General features: G+C 60.5%; 20 protein-coding genes. 13 read left to right on the top strand and 7 right to left on the bottom strand.

The annotated features are described in order from the left end of the window. The first annotated feature begins 95 nt into the window (after nt 1-95). The 13 genes from H488_RS22455 to H488_RS22410 all read left to right on the top strand — a co-directional run bounded on the left by H488_RS22455 (nt 96) and on the right by H488_RS22410 (nt 14,081). Nucleotides 96-932, top strand: coding sequence for a class I SAM-dependent methyltransferase (locus H488_RS22455; RefSeq protein WP_017832344.1), 837 nt, complete (start codon nt 96-98; stop codon nt 930-932). Nucleotides 933-970: 38 nt separating this feature from the next. Continuing rightward, nucleotides 971-1,264, top strand: coding sequence for an ArsR/SmtB family transcription factor (locus tag H488_RS22450; protein ID WP_017832343.1), 294 nt, complete (start codon nt 971-973; stop codon nt 1,262-1,264). Continuing rightward, nucleotides 1,261-1,671 (top strand): VOC family protein, encoded by a 411-nt coding sequence (locus tag H488_RS22445; protein WP_017832342.1) that lies wholly within the window; start codon nt 1,261-1,263, stop codon nt 1,669-1,671. Before H488_RS22450 ends, H488_RS22445 begins: the two co-directional genes overlap by 4 nt. 76 nt (nt 1,672-1,747) lie before the next feature. Beyond that, nucleotides 1,748-3,481: a hypothetical protein gene (locus H488_RS35955; RefSeq protein WP_017832341.1), complete on the top strand. Its 1,734-nt coding sequence runs from the start codon at nt 1,748-1,750 to the stop codon at nt 3,479-3,481. Nucleotides 3,482-3,669: 188 nt separating this feature from the next. Beyond that, entirely contained in the window at nt 3,670-4,992 is a 1,323-nt protein-coding gene (locus H488_RS22440; protein ID WP_017832340.1) for a glycosyltransferase family 4 protein, read from the top strand. After that, nucleotides 4,982-6,793: a glycosyltransferase family 4 protein gene (locus H488_RS22435; protein ID WP_017832339.1), complete on the top strand. Its 1,812-nt coding sequence runs from the start codon at nt 4,982-4,984 to the stop codon at nt 6,791-6,793. The genes H488_RS22440 and H488_RS22435 overlap by 11 nt, the downstream gene beginning before the upstream one ends. A 2-nt stretch (nt 6,794-6,795) precedes the next feature. Then, nucleotides 6,796-7,695, top strand: coding sequence for an ABC transporter permease (locus tag H488_RS22430; protein ID WP_237740417.1), 900 nt, complete (start codon nt 6,796-6,798; stop codon nt 7,693-7,695). Nucleotides 7,696-7,747: 52 nt separating this feature from the next. Then, nucleotides 7,748-8,644 (top strand): ABC transporter ATP-binding protein, encoded by an 897-nt coding sequence (locus H488_RS22425; RefSeq protein ID WP_017832337.1) that lies wholly within the window; start codon nt 7,748-7,750, stop codon nt 8,642-8,644. After that, entirely contained in the window at nt 8,641-10,524 is a 1,884-nt protein-coding gene (locus H488_RS22420; protein ID WP_017832336.1) for a glycosyltransferase family protein, read from the top strand. Before H488_RS22425 ends, H488_RS22420 begins: the two co-directional genes overlap by 4 nt. A 90-nt stretch (nt 10,525-10,614) precedes the next feature. Continuing rightward, complete coding sequence (gene wecC / locus H488_RS22415; RefSeq protein WP_081615698.1) at nt 10,615-11,922, top strand: UDP-N-acetyl-D-mannosamine dehydrogenase; 1,308 nt, start codon at nt 10,615-10,617, stop codon at nt 11,920-11,922. Nucleotides 11,923-12,344: 422 nt separating this feature from the next. Beyond that, nucleotides 12,345-12,911, top strand: coding sequence for a hypothetical protein (locus tag H488_RS37010; protein WP_190274495.1), 567 nt, complete (start codon nt 12,345-12,347; stop codon nt 12,909-12,911). Continuing rightward, nucleotides 12,908-13,648 carry a DUF6270 domain-containing protein gene (locus tag H488_RS37005; protein WP_150110280.1) on the top strand — a complete coding sequence of 247 codons (741 nt, stop codon included), beginning with the start codon at nt 12,908-12,910 and terminating at the stop codon, nt 13,646-13,648. The genes H488_RS37010 and H488_RS37005 overlap by 4 nt, the downstream gene beginning before the upstream one ends. A 226-nt stretch (nt 13,649-13,874) precedes the next feature. Continuing rightward, a complete protein-coding gene (locus H488_RS22410) occupies nt 13,875-14,081 on the top strand; it encodes a helix-turn-helix domain-containing protein (protein ID WP_237740416.1) in 207 nt (68 codons plus the stop codon). Between the two features lie 32 nt (nt 14,082-14,113). Here the strand turns inward: H488_RS22410 and H488_RS22405 are convergent. The 7 genes from H488_RS22405 to H488_RS36985 all read right to left on the bottom strand — a co-directional run bounded on the left by H488_RS22405 (nt 14,114) and on the right by H488_RS36985 (nt 22,827). Then, nucleotides 14,114-15,387 (bottom strand): IS3 family transposase gene (locus H488_RS22405; RefSeq protein WP_150110279.1). Its coding sequence is split into 2 segments (ribosomal slippage): nt 14,114-15,117 and nt 15,117-15,387, totalling 1,275 coding nucleotides; the frame shifts between segments, so codons are not numbered across the junction. 72 nt (nt 15,388-15,459) lie between these two features. Next, the gene (locus H488_RS36415) at nt 15,460-15,855 is read right to left on the bottom strand and encodes a PASTA domain-containing protein (RefSeq protein ID WP_081615697.1); all 396 of its coding nucleotides are present in this window, start codon (nt 15,853-15,855) and stop codon (nt 15,460-15,462) included. Next, on the bottom strand, nt 15,852-16,664 hold the full coding sequence (locus H488_RS37000; RefSeq protein ID WP_190274494.1) for a hypothetical protein: 813 nt from the start codon (nt 16,662-16,664) through the stop codon (nt 15,852-15,854). Before H488_RS37000 ends, H488_RS36415 begins: the two co-directional genes overlap by 4 nt. 63 nt (nt 16,665-16,727) lie before the next feature. Then, entirely contained in the window at nt 16,728-19,313 is a 2,586-nt protein-coding gene (locus H488_RS36995; RefSeq protein ID WP_150110277.1) for a hypothetical protein, read from the bottom strand. Then, nucleotides 19,276-20,919, bottom strand: a complete 1,644-nt coding sequence (locus H488_RS36410) for a CgeB family protein (protein ID WP_081615705.1) — start codon at nt 20,917-20,919, stop codon at nt 19,276-19,278. Before H488_RS36410 ends, H488_RS36995 begins: the two co-directional genes overlap by 38 nt. Then, entirely contained in the window at nt 20,906-21,718 is an 813-nt protein-coding gene (locus tag H488_RS36990) for a hypothetical protein (protein WP_150110276.1), read from the bottom strand. Before H488_RS36990 ends, H488_RS36410 begins: the two co-directional genes overlap by 14 nt. Before the next feature lie 257 nt (nt 21,719-21,975). Further along, entirely contained in the window at nt 21,976-22,827 is an 852-nt protein-coding gene (locus H488_RS36985) for a hypothetical protein (protein WP_150110275.1), read from the bottom strand. Nucleotides 22,828-22,838: the final 11 nt, after the last annotated feature.

Here is a 22,838-nt window from a genome sequence, read left to right as displayed (position 1 = left end):
ATCGGCGGATCCTGGAACGCACGGCACCGCTGGAGCCCACTCCGGCAGCAGACCTCGACCCGAGGCGCCCGTTCCCTCGACCAGGAGACCCCGTCATGAGCCAGACCATCAGCCCCCGGACCGCGGACCACGAGCTCAAGGCCAAGCACCGCGCCATCTGGGCCTCGGGCGACTACCCGACCATGGTGGAGACGTTCTTGCTCCCGCTGGGCCCGCGCCTGGTCGGAGCGGCCGGCGTCACCGCCGGCCAGCGCGTCCTCGACGTCGGCGCCGGCAACGGCAACGCCTCCCTCCCCGCGGCCGCCACGGGCGCCCGCGTCACCGCCGGCGACCTCACCCCCGAGCTGCTCGACGACGGACGGCGGCGCGCCGCCGTCGCCGGACTCGACCTCGAGTGGGTCGAGGCCGACGCCGAGCACCTCCCGTTCGAGGACGCCTCCTACGACGTGGTGATGTCCTCGATCGGCGCCATGTTCGCCCCCCACCACCAGCAGACGGCCGACGAGCTGGTGCGCGTGACCCGCCCCGGCGGGACCCTCGCGCTGCTGAGCTGGACGCCCGCAGGACTGGTGGGCGAGCTCTTCCGCACGATGAAGCCCTTCGCCCCGACCCCGCCGCCGGGCGTGCAGCCCCCGCCGCTGTGGGGGAGCGAGGAGCACCTGCGGGGACTCTTCGGCGGACGGGTGGACTTCCACGCAGTGGTCCGGGACGTCCTCGAGGTCACCGCGTTCGAGCGGCCCCGCGACTTCGGCGAGCACTTCAAGGCCAACTACGGCCCCACCATCGCCGTGCGCAAGAACGCCGAGCGCGAGGGCCGGGCCGCGGAGTTCGACGAGGCGCTCGACCAGCTCTGTGACCAATGGAACCGGGGCACCCCCGATCGGGCACGGTTCGAAATGGAGTACCTGGTGGCGGTCGGCACCCGGCCGTGACCTTGACCGGCAACCAGCAGGTTGCCTAACCTGGGGGCGTGGACATCGTGTTCCAGGCCCTGGCCCATCCCGCGCGGCGGATCCTCCTCGAGGAGCTCGCCGCGCGGGATGACCAGAGCCTCTTCGAGCTCACCGTGCGGCTCATCAACGACCACGGCCTGGCCATGACCCGGCAGGCCGTGACCAAACACCTGGCCGTGCTGCGCGAGGCCGGCCTGGTGACGTCCACCGTTCAGGGGCGCACCACGGTGCACCACCTGGACACCTCCCCGCTCACCGACGTGCGGCAGTGGATGGACTCGCTGCCGCCCTCGCCGAAGGACACTCCGTGATCATCACCTACGCCTCCGTCTTCGTGGACGACCAGCAGAAGGCCCTGGAGTTCTACACCGACAAGCTCGGCTTCCAGCTCAAGGTCGACGTGCCGACCGGCCCCTACCGGTGGCTGACCGTCGTCTCACCCCATGCTCCGGACGGGGTGCAGCTGCTGCTGGAGCCCTCCGAGCACCCGGCCGTCCACCCGTTCAAGGACGCCCTGGTGGCCGACGGCATCCCGTTCAACAGCTTCGGGGTGGAGGACGTGCAGGCCGAGTTCGAGCGGCTCACCGGACTGGGCGTGCGCTTCGTGCAGGAGCCGACCGCGATGGGCCCGGTCACCACCGCGGTGCTCGACGACACCTGCGGCAACCTGATCCCGATCGCGGCGATAAACACTCCGGAGGTGGCCGCCGGGCAGTAAGCGCGGCCGTCCGCCGGAGTCGACAAGAACTACAGTGGAAATCCCCGCTCCCGTCGCCGTCCCAAGGAGCCACGCCGTGCATCGCCGCTCCTTCCCCATCGTCGCCTGTTTGACAGCCACCGCGGCTGTCCTGCTGGGCGGTTGTGGCAACGCGCCACCGGTTCGTGACGACACACCACTCACCGACGTCGACACGGAGTATGTCGCAGCGGAACGCCAGATGCCGGAGCACTACCGGCAGCCCGAGGTCGCCGGAGCAGAACGGCGCGCGCAGGGGCCGGCGAGCATCACGGTCTCCGGATCGCCCACCGGAGAGGACTTCAGGCGGGCTGCGACGGGGCTGTCCTTCGAAGCGACCGAACTGGCCGATGAACGGCTGAGTATGGACAACTCCGACCTCGTGTCCTTGGTGGGATCTCTGGAACGTCCCACACTGCGCTTCGGGGGGAACTCCGTGGACCGCCGTTTCTTCTTCACCGCTGAGGACGAGAGCCCGCCCACCGACTGGCCGCTGCAGCCGGGGGAAAATATCACCACGGTGACCCCGGATGACTTGCGCCGGGTCGCGGGCTTCGCCGAGGCCGTCGACGCCGAGGTCATTCTGAGCGCGAACCTGGCTGCGGACGACCCTGCGCGCGCTGCCGCGCTGGCGGCTCACGCACACGACGCATTCGGTGAGGACCTGGTCGCGATCATGGTCGGCAACGAGCCCAACGGTTTCTACCAGGGGGACGGCCACCGACTGAGCGTCAAGGACGAGAATTGGGACAAGGCACAGTACGTGTCCCAGCTCGAGGAGTACACCGCTCTCATCCGGGAGAAGGTGCCGCACCTGCCGGTCACGGCGCCCGGCGCCTTCGCCCCGGACTGGTGGGAGGCCGTCGCTCAGGCGAACCTTGACCACTCCGTCCTGGCTGTCCACCAGTACCCGCTGTCCTCGTGCGCGGGCTCGACGCCGCGCCAGCTGCCCACGATGGACAACCTCGTGGCGCCGTACACCCGTGCCAACGTGGACCGATTCCTCGGCATCGCCATGGACCAGGGGCGGGAAGCCGGCATGCCGGTGTGGCTCACGGAGACGTCGGTCTCGGCGTGTCTGGGGAGCAATGACATTACCGAGACGCTCGGCTCGGCGATCTTCGCGGCCGAGTACTCCATGAGGGCTCAATCTCTCGGCGTGGAACGCCTGGTCCATCACTCGTCGTTGCACCAGTGCGCGGGCGGGCCCCCGATGTCGCCGGTGTGTTCGTCCGGAACCCGCGATGATCAGGGCCAAGCCTTCGTGCCCCGCGCGAACCACCTTGGGCTCGTCCTCGTCGGGCAGATCCCGGACGGAGACTTTCTGGACACGAAGATTGCCGGCAACGATGACATCACCGCGTACGCGATCCGCCACCACCGCGACTACCGCGGCCGACAGGACACAACTCTCGTCGTGACGAACTTCGCCGACCCGGGGAACGCCGGCCGGACCCCGGTGAGGATCGATCTGCCTGACGCCTACGGTGAGGCGGTCATGACACAGCTGGGCGGACCGGCCTGGGAGGCAAGCTTCCCTGGGGAGAGCGCGTTCGACGTCGAGCCGGAGGCGGGGAGCCCGCGCACGGAGGATTCCGACGGTCGCGCTCAGACCCTGGGCAACGCGCTCGATCCCGTCGGCGCCGAGAATGTCTCCGTCGACGGATGGGGTCTGCCTCTGACACCTGTGGAGCACCGCCCCGATGTCCCCGGCGCTCGCCACGGTGAAGACAAGCTGAGCATGTCGCTCAACCCCGGTACCGTCACAGTCCTTACCCTGAGCCAATTCTGAGGCGGGACCGGCAGACGCAACTGGCCAGTGTCACCACTTCGGCCGACAATCTCCATGCAGATGTTGCTACTCTGAGAACGACGATCATCAGTTCGCCCTCGCACAGTCACCATGCATGGGCGGCACACCACCCGTAGGTCGCCCCGTGCCCGATCGGGACGGCACCTCTTGACCCCCGCGAGAGAGCCATGCCGAACACCCCCCGCACCCTCCGCCTGCTGGTGCTCACCCATTCCTACTGGCCCGAGCACTCTCCGCCGCAACGGCGCTGGTCGGCGCTGACCCGATTCCTTGTCCCCGCGGGCTGGGACGTCAGCTTTCTCGCACCCACGCCGCGATTCCTCGCTGTGGGGGAGGAGCGCCCCGAGGGCAGCGCGTGGGGCCGGTCCATCGGCCCGCTGGGAGAGCGGATCCACCGCGTCCCTTACCTGAGCGCCAGGCACGGGCGCCTCTGCAAGCTCACCGATCAGCTGTTCACCGCGGCCGTCGCCGCCGTGCGGGGGGTCTCCACCGGCTCCTTCGACGTCATCCTGGTCACGGCGCCGGCGTTGCCTCTGCTGGCCTCGGGCTGGTTGCTGGCACGCCTCAAAGGCGTTCCGTTCGTGGTGGAGATGCGGGATGCGTGGCCCAATCTCGCCGAGGACGCGAACCTGGTCCGCCACGGTGGCAAGAGCGTGGTCAACCGGGTGGTTGAGTTCGTGCAGAACCACGCTGATCTCGTGGTCACCGTGACCGAAGGCTTCGCCACGACTCTGCGGGAGCGGGGCGTCCGCTCGGTGGTCACCGTGCGCAACGGCGTGGTCCTCGACAACACCCCGCGAGTGCTGCCGCCGGCGGCGCAGCGAGACAGACTCGAGGTCCTGTATCTGGGCAACCACGGGGAGAGCCAGCGTCTGGAGAACCTCATCGAGGCCTCCGCCCTGGTGGGGGAGCGGATGCGGCTCACCATGGTGGGGCAGGGCAGCCAGAAGCCGGCCCTGGAGGCGCTGGCGGCTCGACTGGGCGCTCCCGTCCGGTTCCTGCCGCCCGAGTACGGCCGTGCGGTCTTCGAGCGCTACGCCGAGGCGGACACCGTGGTGGTCTCCCTGCGCGACGACTGGAAGTCCTTCGACGCGACGATCCCCTCCAAGACCTACGAGGTCTTGTCCGTGGGCCGGCACATCACCGCGATCGTTCGTGGCGAAGCGGCCCGTGTCTTCGAGGACGCCGGAGAGGGAGACGTGATCGGTGGCCAGCCCGGGGACATCGCCCGCCTGTGGCAGGCGCTCATCGCGGACCGGTCCCGCTTGAGGCCACGTTCCTCCGGACGTGCCTGGGTGGCGGCGCACGCCGACTATCCCGACCTGGCGGCGCGCTACGACAGCATCCTCCGTGGACTTGTGTCCGGTCTGGAGGCCGGTCGAGGAGTGGCGTCTGGGACCAACGGGGCTGCGCAGGCTGCGCCACGCTCAGACGATCGTGTGCAGGACTCGAATGAATGCAGATCGATGGACAACCATCATGCGGCGTGAGACGGGCGGCGGGTCCGTTCGGCAGCTCGGTGTCAACGGTATCTTGACGGCCGCTACCGTGCGGGAGCATCTGGCCGACGACCCCGTGGTGTTCTGGTTACAGGTCGCCCGCCGGCTCCCGGCCGTCCTAGTGCATCCCACGGCTCGCGTTCTGCTCGGTGCGCCGTGGCCTGCCGTCGGAGCAACGGCGGCCCACGTCCTCGGTCGAGACCACCACGCCGAGAGGTTCTTCGAACGCGCGTCTGCCGGCGAGTTCCGCGCAACGACGACGCGGCGTCTCGCGGACGTCGCCCTCTCCATGGGACGGGTGGCCGAGACAGACCGCCTCATGGAGCGCGTTTCCGTGCGGAGAAAGGGCCGGGCGGGCACGGTGGCCCGCCGCGATTGGCACTTGGGCCGGATGTCCGAGGCCGTCGAAGGACTGAACTGCGCGGTGTCCGAGGGTGCCGCCACCGCGGGGGAGCGGCGCCAGCTGCTCCGGTACGAGGAGGAGCTGCGCCTGTTCTCGGGGTGGCGTCCGACGCTCACTTCATGTACGGACTACGTCCCGGACCTGACCTCGGTGCTGCACGTGCTCACGAACTCCCTGCCGCACACCCAGAGCGGCTACGCCCAGCGCACTCACTCGCTGCTCACGGCCACTGCCGCTCAGGGCTGGTCCGTGGCCGCCGTGACGCGTCCCGGCTATCCGGTGCAGGTGGGAAAGCTCGGCGCACGGTCGGTCGACGTCATCGACGGCATCCCCTATCACCGCATTCTGCCGCGGCGCCTCGCCACCACGGCGACCGGCCGCCTCCAGCAGGAGGCAGAGGTCGTCCTCGACCTCGCGCTGCGCACCCGGCCCGCGGTCCTGCACACCACCACGCACTTCGTGAACGCCCTCGTCACCAGCGCGGTGGCGGAGGCGATCGGCATTCCGTGGGTCTACGAGGTCCGCGGTCAGCTGGCCGACACCTGGGCGTCGTCGCGCCCCGCGGAGGTCACGGCAAGCGAACGCTACCGGCTCTTCACTGCCCGCGAAGCCGAGATGCTCCGTGCCGCGGACGACGTGGTCACCCTCGGCCGGGAGATGAGCGCTCGCGTACGGAGCATGACAGGTCTGCTGGCTGCGGCCCCGATCCCTGTCCGGATTGCGCCCAACGCCGTGGGCGGGCCCTATCTCGACGAGCCATTGCCGCTCCGTGTGGCGCGCCGTGCTGTCAGGCTGCCCGAGGATGCCCTGATCCTCGGGACGGTCACGAGCGTGGTGGAGTACGAGGGCCTGGACGACCTGCTGCGAGCCGCAGCCCTCCTGGTGCCGGAGGCACCGGAGCTGCTCGTCGTCGTCGTCGGGGACGGCGCCGCTCGTCCAGGACTCGAGGCACTGGCCGTCGAGCTCGGTATCCAGGGCCGCGTTCACTTCCTGGGCAGGGTGCCGCGCGAGCACGCCGTGCTGTATCACCAGGCCTTCGACGTGTTCGTGCTCCCTCGCAAGGATCGGGCCGTGACTCGGGCCGTCACTCCGCTCAAGCCGGTGGAGGCACTCGCCACCGGTACCCCCGTGGTCGCGTCCTGCCTGCCGGCTCTGGCCGAGGTTGTCGTGGACGGAACCACCGGGGTGCTCGCAGCCGCTGAGGACCCGGCGGCTCTGGCCATGGCCCTCGACAAGTTGCTACGGTCCCCGGAAACGCGGCGACGCCTGGGCGAGGAAGGGCGGCGACGCGCCCTGGCGGAACGCACGTGGGACGCGGTTGCTTCCGCTACCGTGGAGACCTATCGCCACCTGACCGGGAGCGACACACACCAGGAGGCCTCTGCGTGAGCGTGCGACAACCACCCGAACGGACCGTCGAGTCCGCATCGGGCCCTCCGCCCCGCACCGTGGTCTTCGACTCCTCCCAGCTACGCGCCGTGGGCACACGGCCCCCGCTGACCGAGTACCTGGTGAAGCTGTGGGGCAGCCGGCACTTCGTGGTCTACGACGCCCGGGTGCGCCTTTCAGTGAGTCAGGAGCACACCTTGCTCGGCAAGGCCTGGCTCGTGCTCAACCCCGTGCTGCTGGGGCTGGCGTTCCTGCTGATCTTCGGTCTCCTGCTGAACACGGGCCGCGGGGTCGAGAACTTCATCGCCTACCTCCTGGTGGGCATCATGATGTTCACCTACTCATCGCGCTCAATCATGGCCGGTGCCCGGTCGATGGCGTCGGGGCGGGCCCTGATCCGAGGCTTCAGTTTTCCGCGGGCGGCACTTCCACTGTCCATCAACCTCCGGGAGCTCATGAGCCAGGGGTTCGTGCTCCTGGCCATGGTCGCGATGGTCCTGCTCATCCCCCCGCTCGAGCCGATCACGTGGCGATGGTTGCTCCTGGTCCCCATTGTGGCGCTGCAGACCGTCTTCAACTGGGGCTTCGGCATGCTCATGGCTCCGCTCGTGCACCGGATCCCGGACGTGGGCAACCTGCTGACGTTCACCATGCGGATCTGGATGTACGCTTCCGGAATCTTCTACGACCCCACACGATTCGTCGACGACGAGCGGTGGATGATCCTGTTCGAGGCCAACCCGCTCTACCAGGTGCTCTCCATGGCCCGGGACTGTCTGCTCTACGGCACCACTCCGTCCTGGTCGTCGTGGACGATCCTGCTCGTGGCGGCGCTGGGCACATGGTTGGTGGGACTGTGGGTGTTCTGGCGCAACGAGGAGAGCTACGCCAATGAGCGTTGAGACAGGCCCCATCGAGAGGGTCCGCAGGCGAGGTGAGGTCAGGAATCCAGCCGTGGTCGTCGATGACGTCACGGTGGTCTACGCCGTCACCAGCACTGGCGGCGGCGATGAGGTCCCGGTGTCCGGGGCGGTGCGGCTGGCACGCAAAGCGCTGGGCCGACCGCCGATCGTGCAGAACCGTGCGCTGAAGGGCGTCACCCTCACCGTGGCGGAAGGAGAATCGGTCGGCTTCATCGGCCGCAACGGGTCCGGGAAGTCCACCCTGATGAACGTCATTGCCGGCCAGCTCAACCCGACCTCCGGACGTGTGTACGCGGTGGACACTCCCGCCAAGCTGGGGGTCCACATCTCGCTGGTCCCCACGCTGTCAGGAGAGCGCAACATGCGGCTGGGATGCTTGGCGCAAGGAATGACCCCGGCAGAAGTCGACGCCCGTCTGCCCGAGCTCGTCCACATCGCGGCACTCGACAAGGCCCTGCACTGGCCCATGAAGGCGTACTCCTCCGGCATGGCCGCGCGCCTGCGGTTCGCCGTGGCGACGGCCACCGATCCCCACATCCTCATTCTCGACGAAGCGCTCGGCACCGGTGATGCCCAGTTCCAGGACCGTGGCAAAATCCGCATGCGGGAGATCCGGGACCAGGCCGGGTGCATCCTCTTCGTCTCCCACTCGATGGGCGAAGTACGCCAGACGTGCTCGCGCGTGGTGTGGATCGACCAGGGCGAACTGGTCATGGACGGGGACCCGGAGGAGGTCACCCGCGCCTACGAACGGTTCATGAAGGAACTCGCGGCGGGCAACAACCTCACGGGGTATGCCCTCCGCGACGAGGCTCGCGCGAATCTGGCGCGGACCGTCCTCGACGACGTCGCTCCTGGCGCGCCCGAGCCGTCCGCATCCCCGGACGAGGAGCGGTTCACCTTCCCGGTGCACAGGACCGGCGCGTGACAGGAACCGCCGGAAACTTCAGATTCCGCACGGCACTGTGGCACCTCCGGCACGGCGGGACGAAGGCGCTGGCCACGTACCGGCGCCGGCTGCGGGTGCCCCGGAGTGTGTCGGCCGAACCGGCGGACGGCGGTGCGGCTCTGAACTTCGAACCCGTGCAGTGGCCTGACCGGGCCCCGGTGTTCGGGGATGTCACCGCGGCCGTGATCCTGGACGACTTCTCCCTGCGGGCGTTCGCCTACGAGTGGCGCCAGATCCCGCTCACCCGCAGCCGTTGGCGGGAACAACTCGAACAACGACGCGTGGACCTGCTATTCGTCGAGTCCGCCTGGCACGGCAACGGCGACGAGTGGCAGTACCAGCTCACCGGAGCGTCCGGGGTCAAACAGCCCGTCAAGGATCTCCTGGCGCACTGCCGGGAGCTCGGGATCCCCACGGTGTTCTGGAACAAGGAGGACCCTCCGCACTACGACGACTTCCTGGAGTGCGCGAGTCTGTTCGACCACGTGTTCACCACGGACTCGCACAGGGTGGAGCACTACGTCCGGGACCTCGGCCACAACCGGGTGGGCGTGCTCCCTTTTGCTGCTCAGCCCGCCGTGCACAATCCTGTCCGGCCTCGGGAGGGCTTTCATGAGCGCGATGTGGCCTTTGCCGGCATGTACTTCGCCCACAAGTTCCCCGAGCGCCGGGAACAGATGGATCTGCTCCTGGGTGGGGCCTTGGACGTCAGCCCGCGGATGGACACCGGTCTCGAGATCTTCTCCCGCTATCTCGGGGACGATGACCGGTATCAGTTCCCTGCTCCGCTCGACGTACGGGTGGTCGGCTCCCTGCCCTACGAGCGCATGCTCACCGCCTACAAGGCGTACAAGGTCTTCCTCAACGTCAACTCGGTGGTGGACTCGCCCAGCATGTGCGCCCGGCGGATCTTCGAGGTCACCGCGTCCGGCACGCCTGTGGTCTCGACGCCGAGTGCGGCGATCCGCAACTATTTCCCCGCAGACCAGGTTCCGGTGGCGGAAGACAGGCAGCATGCGGCCGACCTCATCCGTGCGATCGTGCGCAGCCCTGAAATGGCCGAGCGCACGGTCCACCGGGCTCAGCGCACCATCTGGGCCGAGCACACCTACAGCCACCGGACGGCGCAAGTCCTGAACGCGGCGCTTCCGGGAGACTGGCGGGCGCCGCAACTGCCCAGTGTTTCCGTGCTGCTGTGCACCCATCGCCCGCACCGGCTCCAGCACGCCCTGAACTCCGTCGCCACCCAGGTCGGGGTGGAACCCGAAGTGCTCCTCGTCTGCCACGGCTTCGACCCCGCTGCGCACGACGTCGCAGGGTCTGTGGCCGCCTCCGGCCTGACCAACGTCCATGTCCTGGAAGCAGGGGACGAATCCACCCTGGGGGAGTGCCTGAACCGAGCTGTCGAGGCGTCCACGGGGGAGGTGCTTGCCAAGATGGACGACGACGACTTCTACGGCCCGCACTACCTGATCGACCAGTTGCGCGCGTTGCACTACTCGGATGCAGACCTCGTCGGGAAACACGCCCATTACATGTATGTGGCGTCCCAGGATGCCACCCTGCTCCGGTTCGGGCACATGGAGCACCGCTTCACGAACTTCGTCATGGGACCTACCATTCTGGGGCGCCGGGAGGTGTTCGAGGCAATTTCGTTCGAGCATCGGACCACCGGCGAGGACTCGGCGTTCCTCTCTGCCGCAGTCGACGCCGGCTACCGCATCTACTCCAGCGATCGGTTCAATTTCCGTCAGTACAGGGGCAGTGAGGAACACACCTGGTCAGTGCGTGATTCGGCTGTCCTGGCCACCGGTCGTGTCGTCATGTTTGGGAACAGTGATTCGCATACGGCAGTATGATTTTCGTTAGTGATGTCCCCGCATCGGCCCACACAAACCCCCCTTCCCCTCGGGCACCCTGCAATACCTCCCCCCACAGAAAGTCGTGCCATGTCTGAACAGCGGAGCGTTGTCGTCGTCGGTCTCGGATACATCGGACTGCCCACGGCGGTGGTCCTGGCGAACTACGGATCGCGAGTGATCGGCGTCGACATCAACCAGGCCAATGTCGAGCGGATCAACCGCGGCGAGATCCCTTTCGTGGAGCCCGGTCTGGAGGAGCAGTTGGCTAGGGCCGTCATCGAGGGCAATCTGACGGCCTCCACCGAGATGCCGTCCGGCGATGCATACATCGTGGCGGTTCCGACGCCCTTCACGAGCAACTACGAGGGCGACCTGTCCTACATCCACGCCGCGGCCACCAGCATCGCCCCCCAGCTGCGCGGTGACGAGCTCATCATCCTGGAGTCCACTTCCCCGCCGCAGACCACGCGGAAGATGGCGGAGTTCATCATCGAACAGCGCCCGGATCTGTCCCTCGACGGATGCGAGGGCAAGCCCGCCATCCACGTGGCGCACTGCCCCGAGCGCGTGCTGCCCGGCAAGGTGATGGAGGAGCTGATCACCAACGACCGCATCATCGGCGGGATGACCCCGGAGGCAGCCCGGAGGGCCAAGGAACTCTACTCCACCTTCTGCGTCGGCCAGCTCCTGGAAACCGACGACGTCACGGCCGAGATGGCCAAGCTGACCGAGAACTCGTTCCGCGACGTCAACATCGCCTTCGCCAACGAGCTCTCACTGATCGCTGACCGCCTGAACATCGACGTGTGGGAGCTCATCGAGCTCGCCAATCACCACCCGCGGGTCAACATCCTCCAGCCCGGCCCCGGCGTGGGCGGGCACTGCATCGCGGTGGATCCCTGGTTCATCGTCTCAGCGGCCCCGGAGGAAGCCCGGATCATCCGGACCGCTCGGGAAGTCAACGACGCGAAGCCGGAGTGGGTCGTGCAGAAGGTCAAGGAGACCACCGAGGGAATGCCTGTCCCAGTCGTCGCCGCCCTGGGCCTTTCCTTCAAGCCGGACATCGACGATCTGCGCGAGTCTCCGGCGATCGACATCACCAAGCGACTGGCCGAGGAGATGCAGCATGGAACAATCCTCGCTGTGGAACCCCATGTAGCCGATCTTCCGCCGGCGCTGCAAGCACTGAAGAATGTCCGATTCGCGGAAGTTCTGGATGCCATCAAACAAGCCGACGTGGTGGTGCTGTTGGTCGATCACCAGCAGTTCGCGAAGCTGCCGAAGGGCATTATGGATGGCAAACAGGTCGTAGACACCAAGGGGCTGTGGCGTCATGGTCGTCTGGCGATTGCTCCTATTGTCAATAAGCTGCCAGTAGTCGAAGTCGCGCACTAATTAAAACTTTGCCGTAAACGCGCCTTGAGGTACAAACGGACTCATCACCGACCAGCCCAGGCACTCAATGACATCAAAGGCTGAATATGCTTCAAACAGGCCGTACGCGTTTTATAGACCCAAAAGTTCACAGGATTACTTCGTTCCTCTCAACAGACGATTTTTGCACCTCGGATGAAATACCTCCAGGTATTTTGACTATTCATGAGGGTGGCTTGCCTATAGATATAAATAACAACTATCGCGGGTACAAGCGCACAGTCGTATTTTTCCATGCCGCAATAACAAGTTCGGTTCGGCAACTTCCCATGTTTCTCGGCAGTGGATTTTCCGGGGAAGTAGAGGCCAATCGGCTCTTTATATCGGATCCATCGTTGTATATAGATGACAGTCTCCGGTTGGGGTGGTACGCAGGGAACCATATGCAGCCCAATCTTCAAGAAAATCTTCGTCGAATCATGGAGCATTTGTTCCTTCAGCAAGGTGTCGATGAAGTTATCTTTTTTGGCGCATCGGGTGGAGGTTTTGCAGCTCTATACTATTCATTTTTTTTCCCAAACTCTCTCGCTCTGCCGATAAATCCACAGACTGACATTTCAATGTACATTCGAACGTTCGTGCACGCTTATGCTGATAAGGCATGGCAAGTGGATCCGAATGAGTATGATCCTCTGCGGTTAATTACGGCTAATACAGAAGTTCTTTCCATGTATACAGCGGAAGCTAAAAACACAGTTATTTATGTGCAGAATACAGGCGATGAAAATCATGTGAATCGTCACTATATTCCGTTTATGGAAGTGGCCAAGGCTTCTCGTGGGATTTATGCGATGATGGAGGACTGGGGGAAGGGCCACGTTCCTCCAAGTAGAGGACAGCTGAAGATTTTGCTGGAACTGGCGTGTACTTCGAACGACTGGACCACTTTCGCGGAAGAGATTGGTGTGGCGGAACTCCCTGTTTCGCAACCCCTTATTAGACCAAGGTGAATGAAACTTTGCATGATACTGGGCGAGTTTTCATTATTGGAAGTTGCGTAAGCCGCGATACATACAATTTTCTTTCACGTGATTTCACGTTGGAAAAATACGTGGCTAGGCAGTCTTTTATCTCCGCCTACAGCACCCCTACCGCGCTGAGTGGCGACATAGGTTTGAATTCTGTTTTTCAAGCCAGGCGAGTGGAATGGGATTTTGCGTCATCCCTGCCGAACGATCTGCGAACTGCTCGACCTGGCATTGACCTAGTGCTGATGGATCTTGTTGATGAAAGATCTGGCGTATTGGTCAATAAAGAAACAGGCGAGGCCGTGACGTCATCTTGGGAGCTGAACAAATCCGAGATCATCACGGAGATGCCCTCCACATTTCAGCATGTATCCTTCGGAGAACCCGAGCATTACGCTCTCTGGTCGGAGAGTGCGACACACTTGGCTCGGGACCTGGAGTCGTTAGGTCTCCTTCATCGTACTTTAGTTATCGGAATTCCGTGGGCCGATAAAACGGAGCAAGGAGGGGTCACTTCTTCCAAGTATGACGCCGCATGGTGGCAGGAGGCCTCCCGAGAGTATTATGAGTGCCTACATTCATTGGGGCTCTTGATCATTCGAGACACAGGTGTACCAGTGCGGTCTTCGCAGACCCATCGCTGGGGGGAAGAGGTATTTCACTATTCGGAATCGGTGTACCGGCATCTTGCGGTCAATATTGCAGACCGGATGTTCTGAATTGGATATATAAACTGATTTTTTGCTTCAAAAGCGATGGGCGAAGTATTTTCAACCCATAGTGGCCCATCGTTAAACTATTTGAACGCCTGGCGAGGTCGGACCATGGATTATCGCGAATTATCCTACGGCCCCGCTGCTGTTGCGCGAGGGCGATCGAGAGAAGCTGATCCGTCTGCTCCGTTCCACCTCGGTGCGGGCGGGATTGACGAATTGGACGCGGATCGTGCTGCTGGCCGCCGACAGGGTTTCCAATTCTGAGATCGCCGAGAAGGTCGGCGTTGCCCGCACCACGGTGATCGTTTGGCGAGCCCGCTACACCGAGGCCGGGCTCGAGGGACTGGCCGATTACGACCGGCAAGGCCGACCCCGGGAGATCGACCACCGCGCGACCGTGGCCGCCACGATGTGTATGGGCTCGGGACATGTGTGACGAGATGAACCGTCCCCGGTTCTTTGCCGCTCCTATGTGGGTGCCAGCACCGTGTGTGATGGCGTTGTGAGGCCAGCGTAGTAGGCGGCCTCGAACTCCTCGGGCGGGATGTTCCCGAGGGTGGAGTGCAGGCGTCGGTTGTTGTACCAGTCGACCCAGCCGGCCGTGACCCACTCGACGTCGTCGATGGTGCGCAGCGGGCCGGTCCGGAATGGAGAGCCGTCCCGGACCGCCTCGTTCTTGAACAGCCCGATCGTGGACTCCGCCAGGGCATTGTCGTAGGCGTCGCCGATGGATCCGATGGAAGCGGCGATACCCTCCATCGCCAGGGTCTCGGCGAAGGCCACCGAGGTGAATTGGGATCCGGCGTCGCTGTGATGGACCAGTCCGTCCTGGACGGTGTGCCCGGCGCGGTCGCGCCGCCACAGCCCCATCCGCAGTGCGGTGGTGACCAACGGGGTCGTCTTCGTTGCGGCCGCGTGCCAGCCCACGATCGTGCGCGCGTAGCAGTCGATCACGAAGGACACATAGACGAATCCAGCCCAGGTCCGCACGTAGGTGAAGTCCGCGACCCACCGGCGGTTGGGCGCCGGCGCGGTGAAGTCCCGGTCCAGCAGGTCCGGGGCCCGGGCCGCGTTGCGGTCCGGGACCGTGGTGCGCACGCCCTTGCCGCGCACCAGGCCGTTGATCCCGAGCCGGCGCATCAGCCGATCCACTCGGCGCGCGGACACCTCAAGGCCCTGGCGCCGCAGCAGCGCGGTCATCTTCCTGCGCCCGTACATCGACTCCGGTGAAGCACCACCACCGGCGTCCACCCGGGCAGTGAGGATGGCGTCGATGATCACCGCATCCTGGTGGTCGCGAGTACTGGGCCGAGCGCGTTTCCACGACCGGTAGGTCCGCTCGGCGATCTGAAGGCCCTGCTCGCGCAGCACCGTGCAGATCGACCCGACCGAGCGGCCCTTGGCGCGCTGATCCTCGATGAAATCGAGGATCAGCGCCGTCGGGGGTCGAGTTCCCCGGCGAAGAAAACCGCCGCGTCCTTCAGGATCGCGTTGGCCTCGCGCAGCTCCCGGTTCTCCCGCTCCAGTTGCTTGATCCGCTCCTGCTCGTTGGAGGACACCCCCTCGCGTTCACCGGCGTCGACCTGGGCCTGGCGCACCCAGCGGCGCAGGGACTCCTTCCCGATGCCCAGCCGATCGCCGACGGACTGGCAGGCAGCGGTCAGGGTGGGGTACTCATCGAGGTGGTCCAGCACCAGGCGGATGGCCCGCTGCTTGGTCTCCTCGGGGATCCTCTTCGGCATGATCTCTATCTTCCTTCCAGACTCAAAAGGAAGCGGCATCAAACCGGGGACGGTTCACGACGGCTCACCGATTCAAGAACCGTTCTTAGCGGATGATTTATCAGACGGAGAATTGATCTTCTCGACAACTAGGGTGACTGTGGAATTCTCGCCTATTTCTTGACCGGCATCAGGGTTCTGATCCTTAACTTTCCATTCCGAGTTGTTGGCCTTTCCTGCGCCCGGATATGCATCGCCCTCAATTTTGTAAGAAAGATCCATCTCCTTTATCGTAGTCACAGCCTTAAAAAGCGTGTTTCCACCGACATTCGGAACGCGCTGAGCCTCAGCAGACGAATCGTGTCCCGCACCGGAAGCCCGATCAACGTCTGCACTCGCGCAGCCGCCCAAAGCAAGAGATGCGGACGCGAAAATAGCAGCAAAAGTGGATTTGCTAAAATCCAAGAACATATTTGTCTCAACTTTCATGCGATGGAATTAGTGCTCGTGAAGCCTTGGGAAAACAAAGCGGACTGCCATGTGGGATGCACGCCAACACCCTGAAGGAGTTGCGACAAAACGTACTTTGGCGGCGGCGTATGATCACCGCCCCAGTCGTCCTGAAGATACATAACTGCATTCATTGGGTGGACTGCTTTCACAAACGGATGCATGTGTTCTTTAATGTGAAAGCGATCCCTCACATTTTGTATATACGCAACGGTGTTCGATGTACGACGACTATAAAAGGGGATTACGTCCGTATGGCAAGAATGAGGGATAGCTGACGCAATTGACCCCTCTTCCAAATCATGTGCAAGCTGAAAGAATTGCTCCACGGTGTCCTTGCGGTGTCGCAAGATATTGGTCTGCGGGTTCAGCGCTATGGACAGAGATCCCGGAAAAAAACTAGAGAAATAGAGACTAGCAAACCCGCCCCCGGACGAGCCGAAAAAAAACGCCCGGCTTCCGGAGGAAGTGGCCAATAATTTCCCGATAACATCTTCGATAACGGGCTGGGTCCGGACATTCTGGGTTCCGAGATACCAACCCAAGTTGAGATCCTTGGAAACAAGCACGGTCGGATCTGGGATGAAGATACGGTTAATTGGAACGTCTCGTGAAATACCCTGTCCAACTATCACTGGCGCCCGATATGTAGCGTCGACAGCACCATGAAAGAAAAAACCAGTTACATTACTACCGCGATCATTAACCAGTACATCAACTGGAAGACCACCAATTTCAAAAGTATTATAACCATTGGGTATTTCCTTGGCCTGCACGAAGGCACCCAATGATTTGTAGCGAGTGACCCGATGCTTCGACGAGTCGATAAGTCGAGGACGCAATGGGACTCCTTAATGTGAAGTAAAAACAGTATTGCCTTGGCCGGCAGTATTCCTCACAACACGGCGCGTGACTGCTGGCGTCAACTTGACGTGGGCATGCAGTTTGCCATCAACCGGGCTGTCGTGTTTCACAGTGAAAGCTACGAATACGGGGTTTGGCAAGTGCGGGTTCAAAGACGTCACATCCACCCTGAAGCGCTCGCCGTCCTCCAGTACCCGACTGAAAATAGTCTTGCCTTCACGTCTGATGTGGAGGAGACATTCAAATCCGGGAGCCAAAGAGTGACTACACTGAACATCGAATGCGGAAGTCCCCCAAACACTGCTCGGCTGTATCATGTCAATAGCGAGGTCGTCACCCGCCAATAATATCCGTGCGGACATACTCTCTTCGTTGCTTGCCGCGGGAGTAAGCTCAATTGGGTTGTGTTGTTTCAAAGAACGAAGCCAAGATTCCCAATGAGTCTCCATCGAAAGAAGAGTGGGAATGCTCTTATTCAATAGTTCGGCTCTGGCGGCAGCTAGGCGGCTGGAAACCATCAATCGGGCAAGTTTTTGTCTCATTTCAACTGCATTCCCGACCTTGACAACAAGGGGAGAAAAATCGTCATCTTCCGCGAACGAGGCGTGCCGCGCAACTACGGGATAGCGAGAAGCGACGATAGCGTACGGAAGAATTTCTGAGTAATGCATGGACTTGTCTTCATCACGAACGTGGGGGACCAGCACGACATGGCTAGCCATACGCGCAGCTAAGGCATTCACATCGCCAGCAGGGTCAGTGGTCACATCGAATTGATCCGCCTCGAAAGCACCAACTTTGCTGAGCGCCGCACAGTCAGTCAGAAGTTTGTGCGAAGCCTTGTCGCCTCCGGCCACCAGAACCAATGGGTGCGCAGACGAGATCGCGGCGACGGCTGAACGATAAGCCGCATCTACGGCTAGCGGTCCGTAGACAGCATTTTGGTATCCGCGCGTGAGTGCCCGACGATGCCCCAAAGACGTCGGCAGAGACACGAGATCGAAACGCTCGAATCGCTGTAAATCCGTCTCCTTATCAAAACTCACTCGATCAGACACATAAACCGTTTTTACCCCTCTGTCACGCAAGTACTGGATACCTGCAGACGTTAAGTGCGCCGACGTCCCCGCGAATACCAAAAATTTTGGAATCGTCCCCCAAGTTCTAAGAAGCTTGGAGACATCAAGGAATGGGGCCGCCGGGTCGTTTGGATTGACGACCATGAATTCTGATAAAAGCGATTCATCAAAAACCTCGACCGTATAACCGAGCCCGGTCAAAGACCGGTAAAGCGTGCTAACTCTTGACGTCGATCGTTCCCAGCCTCGACCAAAAATACCGACACGTGATGTTCGCTCTGTCAAATTCGGAACGATGGTGATAGCGTGTCCGTCGGACAACGCTGGACTTGACTCAGGGCCAGATGAATGCAGTCTCCCCTCATGGACAGTTTCGCTCGAAATTGTCGCGGGAGCCACCCGGTGCCCACCATCGAATTGTGTGAACCACAAGGCTCGACCGTGAGCGTCCAGATGCTTCCAGTCGTCCGAAGAAGTAAGCGATTCAAAGGCCAAAACTCGTGATAGGGCTGAGAAATTTGAATCGAATCGAGCAACGACTCGTCTGCTAAGTTCAGGAAACTCGCCACCGGCAAGACAAGCTCCCACCCATTCATCCGCTTCCGCGATACTTTCAACGACTTTCATCTCAGGAAATGACTCAAACCGGTCGAGACCTGGAATAACGGAGACGGTCGGAATTCCCATGGCCGCGTACTGTATGACTCGGCTTGGGTACTCGAAGAAGCCCAGATCACCCAAGCCAGGGAACCAGGTCTCTAGTCCCCGGTGATTCTTAAAGAACTGAGGAATATTCAGGGCAGCGGAGCAACGAGCACCAGCAACCACGACTTCTTCATCGGTATCCAGGTAACCCCCGGATATACCGAAATAGTCAGTCCCGGTCCTGCCGTGTACGCGCACGGTGCTTTTCAATGAAGCCAGGTCGAAGTAGCGTCGTCGCCTCACATCGTCGTGTACGTTACCGAGAAACATGACGTCGGTTTCAGGCTTCTCCTGCCCGTAAACGTAAGGAAAAGCATCGTGGTCCGTCCAGAAAGGGAAATTGACGCCCGTCGGTCTGCCAAAATGTTTCTCATAAAACCCCAGCACTTCCTTATTGCCGCAATGCAGAACAAGGTCGTACATGTCCACTACAGGTCCGTAGGATAAATCGAAAAGCACTGGGTCATCGGAAAACCATACTGCCAAATTGGCACCTGTTCGACGAAGAGCTTGCAGGACTGGATATGGAGCAGAAGCGGGCCTGAAAACGATGATCCAATCCGGTTGGAATTCCTTGATCCTTTCGATGTGATGCCAAGTATCCTTCGACATGCTCATGCGAGTTGCAAATTGAAACCCATGTCCGAATTTTCCGGTGTTCCAGACCTGATGTCCCCGTTGTTCGAAGGCACGCTCGAAGGAGGAGGCGACATGTGTCTCGAGAATTCCGTCGAAAAATGCGACTCGCATTTTATAGCCTCCAGGTAACATTATCGGTTGAAGCTGCATGCTTAATGTTGTAGACGTCGGTGTGGTACGCGCGTTCGTCTAAAAGGGGGACACGTATTTTGCTTCCGAAGGGCTGAGTCTGGCGAACAATATCTTTCCACTGGGCGGAACCTCGCGCCATCCAAGCAGCGTCTAGAGCCCAGTCAGACAATGTGTCTTCGCGCGCGCCGGGCACTTCAGCGTTTTCAAAACCTCTGATGAGTGGCTTACTGACCCACGGCGCCTCTGTATAGTCACGCAAATATAGTGCGAGATCAACAAGATAGTTCGGCCCGTATTCTATTCGACTGTCCATGACGGTCACATAATCGTCCGATATATCGAGCTTTTCAGTCAAAATATTCCTCAAAGGCTGAACCCCAGGAAGTTCATGCCTTTGATATTCGAAATCGCGATATCCATCGTCCAAGTACACTTCAACTTCCGACTTGATCGTTTGTCGCTGGACTTCGGACAGTAGCCGCGGCAGGTCGCCTTCTCCCCGGTGTCGGAGGATTACATGCACTCGGGGGAGCAGTGGTACTTCGGGCTCACCGAGTGTCGTAAGTATTTGGTTGAGTCGATGACGGTATGTATGAAGGCGCCCAGTTCGGCGCCACGCCTTGTGTGCCGTGGATCGGCGGAGTTCGTCATCACCTAGATAGCGGTCAAACGCTTCCGAAGCCTCGTTTTCATCGCGGACAAGAATTATTTCGTCTTCGGGATAAATGTTCCGAATAGCCTCCGAGAATGGGCTCACAACAAGAGTCTTTGAACTTGCCAGCTCGTATACTCTTCGTGCGCACATTGTGGGTGAACTCGGCACAGAGTTCACATTCAAGAAGATTTTATGCTCTCGGTAGGCTCGTACCATGGCACTGTAAGGCAGTGATCCGACGATGAACTTTTCATATTCCGTGGGAAAACTGTAGTCGGGGTTTCCGTCCATAACACGCGAATATATTGAAAAATTGTGCTTTGCGGCCGCCGGGAAAAGGAAATCCATTTGCTGTTTGCGTTCCGGAAATTTGTGTCTGAAGTACTGACCCGCGAATGCAATGTCCCCCGATCTGTGTCCACTAATTTCCGCCGGCCGATGTATGCTGGGCTGGGCAGCAAACCGTAACGAGTCGACGTGAGCATGTCCCACTTCCGATTTGTAAGACGGAATAAGGTTTGCTTCTGTCGTGAAGACGAAATCTGCTAATTTGGCTACAGGAAGAAATTGCGAAAAATGTGGCGGATCTTCTTTGTTCCAAAAAACTACGGGAATACCAAGGCGCTTTGCCTGGTGCGTTAAATCGATGAGTTCCTTTTTTGGACCCGTGGGGCTAGTGAGCTGGTAGAGCCAGTCTCCATTATTTCCGTTCCATGCAGACTCTATAAAAAGAAATCTAGGCTTTAAGCGTTCCAATGCCAACTGGTAGTCACTTTTCGCAATTGGGAAGTAATTAGTGATGGATTCAAAGCACTGGGTAGAAAAATCATCCAGGACTGCTGCCATACGAGGTAAATGGAGATTTCGATTACTTCGCTTATCCGCAAGATACTGCTGCGGATCTTCTCCAAAAATGGTTGAAAATGCTTTGCTGTCATTATTTGTGTCGCTGAAGCTAGCCTTGGACATCGAAGCTCCTTGCGAAAGCGGCGGTACGCGAAGTTAGCTGAGTAACGATCAATTCGTCCCTGGACAACGCTGCGAATTTTTCCGCGGAGCTTGTCAGCCGGGCCGGATTATCGACATATGAAAGAATAGGGATATCGGTCCGCAACCATCGCCAAAAACGTACCGGTACCTTTAGTGTGTCTAATGGGACATCGTCCAGGGCAATTAATACACCACCGAGGCTGTGTGGAGGGGGCCATTCCTGAACACGGTCGTCGTGGTTCATCGCCAAGACAAGGAAATCATCTGGAAGTCCCCCCGCGGCTACTGCGTCTAGTGCATCGGCGCGATCTGAACTCATAATTAGTAGCACAGGTCCAGGGCGGCGTAGTTTTTTGAACATCGTGAGGGCTGAGGTTGCCCCAACTGTGGCATCGGGTGCGATCAGTGACAACTTCGTGTTGATCGAACCAACGCTGGCAGTCAGTTTGTCCAGATTTTCGTAGGTTGATTGCATCGTGTTTTGGTAGTTGTCGATTGACGGATATCTGTTATTGCCGATAGCTCGTTCGACGTCTCTGAGTCCGTCGGATACTTCGTTAATGGGCGTTTCCAGATCTTGCACTTTTTGCATAGTTGTAGATAAGCGCTGGTTGACCGTTGCTAAGTGACGTCGCATAGTGGCAACTTCATTCTGATATGCACGTAATCCTGAGTGTAAATAAATGACAAAAAGGCAAGTTATACCAGCCGCATAGCCTGGTAATAGCGACCAGAGTTGAATTGAAAAGACAAGGCCGCCCGCGATAAGCATCGACAAAATGAGCGCCAGTATAACCCTTTGATGGATTGATATGGAGCGCCATATTCGGGGCTTTAGCATTTCGATGACCTTCCAATTCCTGTGCTGCTGGGTTCCTATTTGATCGTTTGATGTCGAACCCCATGTCGTTGGCATGCTTTTTCGATAGATGACTAAGGCGCCCTTGCGCGTCGAATTACTTACCACTCGTGTGTTTGCATTACCTTGGGATGGAGAGTGAAATCTTTGGTGCGTGTTTTAGGATTTGACATTTTCTATGTTGCATCGTTCATAAAAGCGTTCGATATGCGCGCAAGTGTCCTCTGTTGGTTCATGGGGTTGTGGCCGTCCTCAATGTTGAAATATGGATGCACTCGAACGGCGTCGATTAGGTGTGGATAGTCAATTTGGAACTGTTGGAACATTGGGTAGTCAACCAGTCGATCGTGCTTGGATGCCAGATTTACGTGCACTTCTGTGCGTAATGGTACGTCTCGTGCGACAGCTAGACGCAGAACGTTAGTTCTGGTGGGGAAGTGCTCACGAATGTCGGCTGGAAGCAGGCCCGGAAATCGGGCTTTTCTGACGGCGTTGACTGAATCTGCCATCCACCGGGTCCAATCGAACTGCGGATTGTTTACTAGGGATCGAGCGCCTGGGTCATGTATGTTCATGGCAAGTGCCATGAAGCCGCCTGCTGACGATCCAAAATAGCAGCGTCTCGACGAGCTCTCGATGCCGAGAGCCCTGGACATCAGGGTCAGCGCTCTTGTGGCATCGGGCACAACCCAGTGTCCGCATTCAAGTTGGCCCCACGCTAGTGACATCATTTGTTGACCGACCGTGGCTGGATCGCAGAAGTATATTTGATGGTGCGGAATATTTCTCCACCAACTTGAACGCTGGAATGTGGGCGTCCCCAAGGCGCGTTGCTGGTCCACTGCCCCATTGTTCATGATTATTAGATTTGTGGAAGTTTCTCGTTTTATTACTAGGAATGGCATTACCGAGTGAGGTGTCTCGACATCAATGCGCTGGGGTGTATCGGGCGGGATTTCCGCCACAACGGTTTGCGTTAATTGGTCGAGTTCCACTCCAATTGTGTTGCCATGAGTGATGTTATTCATCAAGTATCTCT

This window comes from Kocuria sp. UCD-OTCP (assembly GCF_000349605.1).
Taxonomy (GTDB): Bacteria; Actinomycetota; Actinomycetes; order Actinomycetales; family Micrococcaceae; genus Kocuria; species Kocuria rosea.
Note: the sequence above shows the minus strand (reverse complement) of the source record. Positions and strands in the feature narration are given on the sequence as shown.

Excerpts from the sequence above, each read along its gene's own strand:
- H488_RS22455 (WP_017832344.1), top strand. The coding sequence starts at position 96 with ATGAGCCAGACCATCAGCCCCCGGACCGCGGACCACGAGCTCAAGGCC.
- H488_RS22440 (WP_017832340.1), top strand. The coding sequence starts at position 3,670 with ATGCCGAACACCCCCCGCACCCTCCGCCTGCTGGTGCTCACCCATTCC.
- H488_RS22435 (WP_017832339.1), top strand. The coding sequence starts at position 4,982 with ATGCGGCGTGAGACGGGCGGCGGGTCCGTTCGGCAGCTCGGTGTCAAC.
- wecC (WP_081615698.1), top strand. The coding sequence starts at position 10,615 with ATGTCTGAACAGCGGAGCGTTGTCGTCGTCGGTCTCGGATACATCGGA.
- H488_RS37010 (WP_190274495.1), top strand. The coding sequence starts at position 12,345 with ATGCAGCCCAATCTTCAAGAAAATCTTCGTCGAATCATGGAGCATTTG.
- H488_RS36415 (WP_081615697.1), bottom strand. The coding sequence starts at position 15,855 with ATGAAAGTTGAGACAAATATGTTCTTGGATTTTAGCAAATCCACTTTT.
- H488_RS36995 (WP_150110277.1), bottom strand. The coding sequence starts at position 19,313 with ATGCAGCTTCAACCGATAATGTTACCTGGAGGCTATAAAATGCGAGTC.
- H488_RS36410 (WP_081615705.1), bottom strand. The coding sequence starts at position 20,919 with ATGTCCAAGGCTAGCTTCAGCGACACAAATAATGACAGCAAAGCATTT.
- H488_RS36985 (WP_150110275.1), bottom strand. The coding sequence starts at position 22,827 with ATGAATAACATCACTCATGGCAACACAATTGGAGTGGAACTCGACCAA.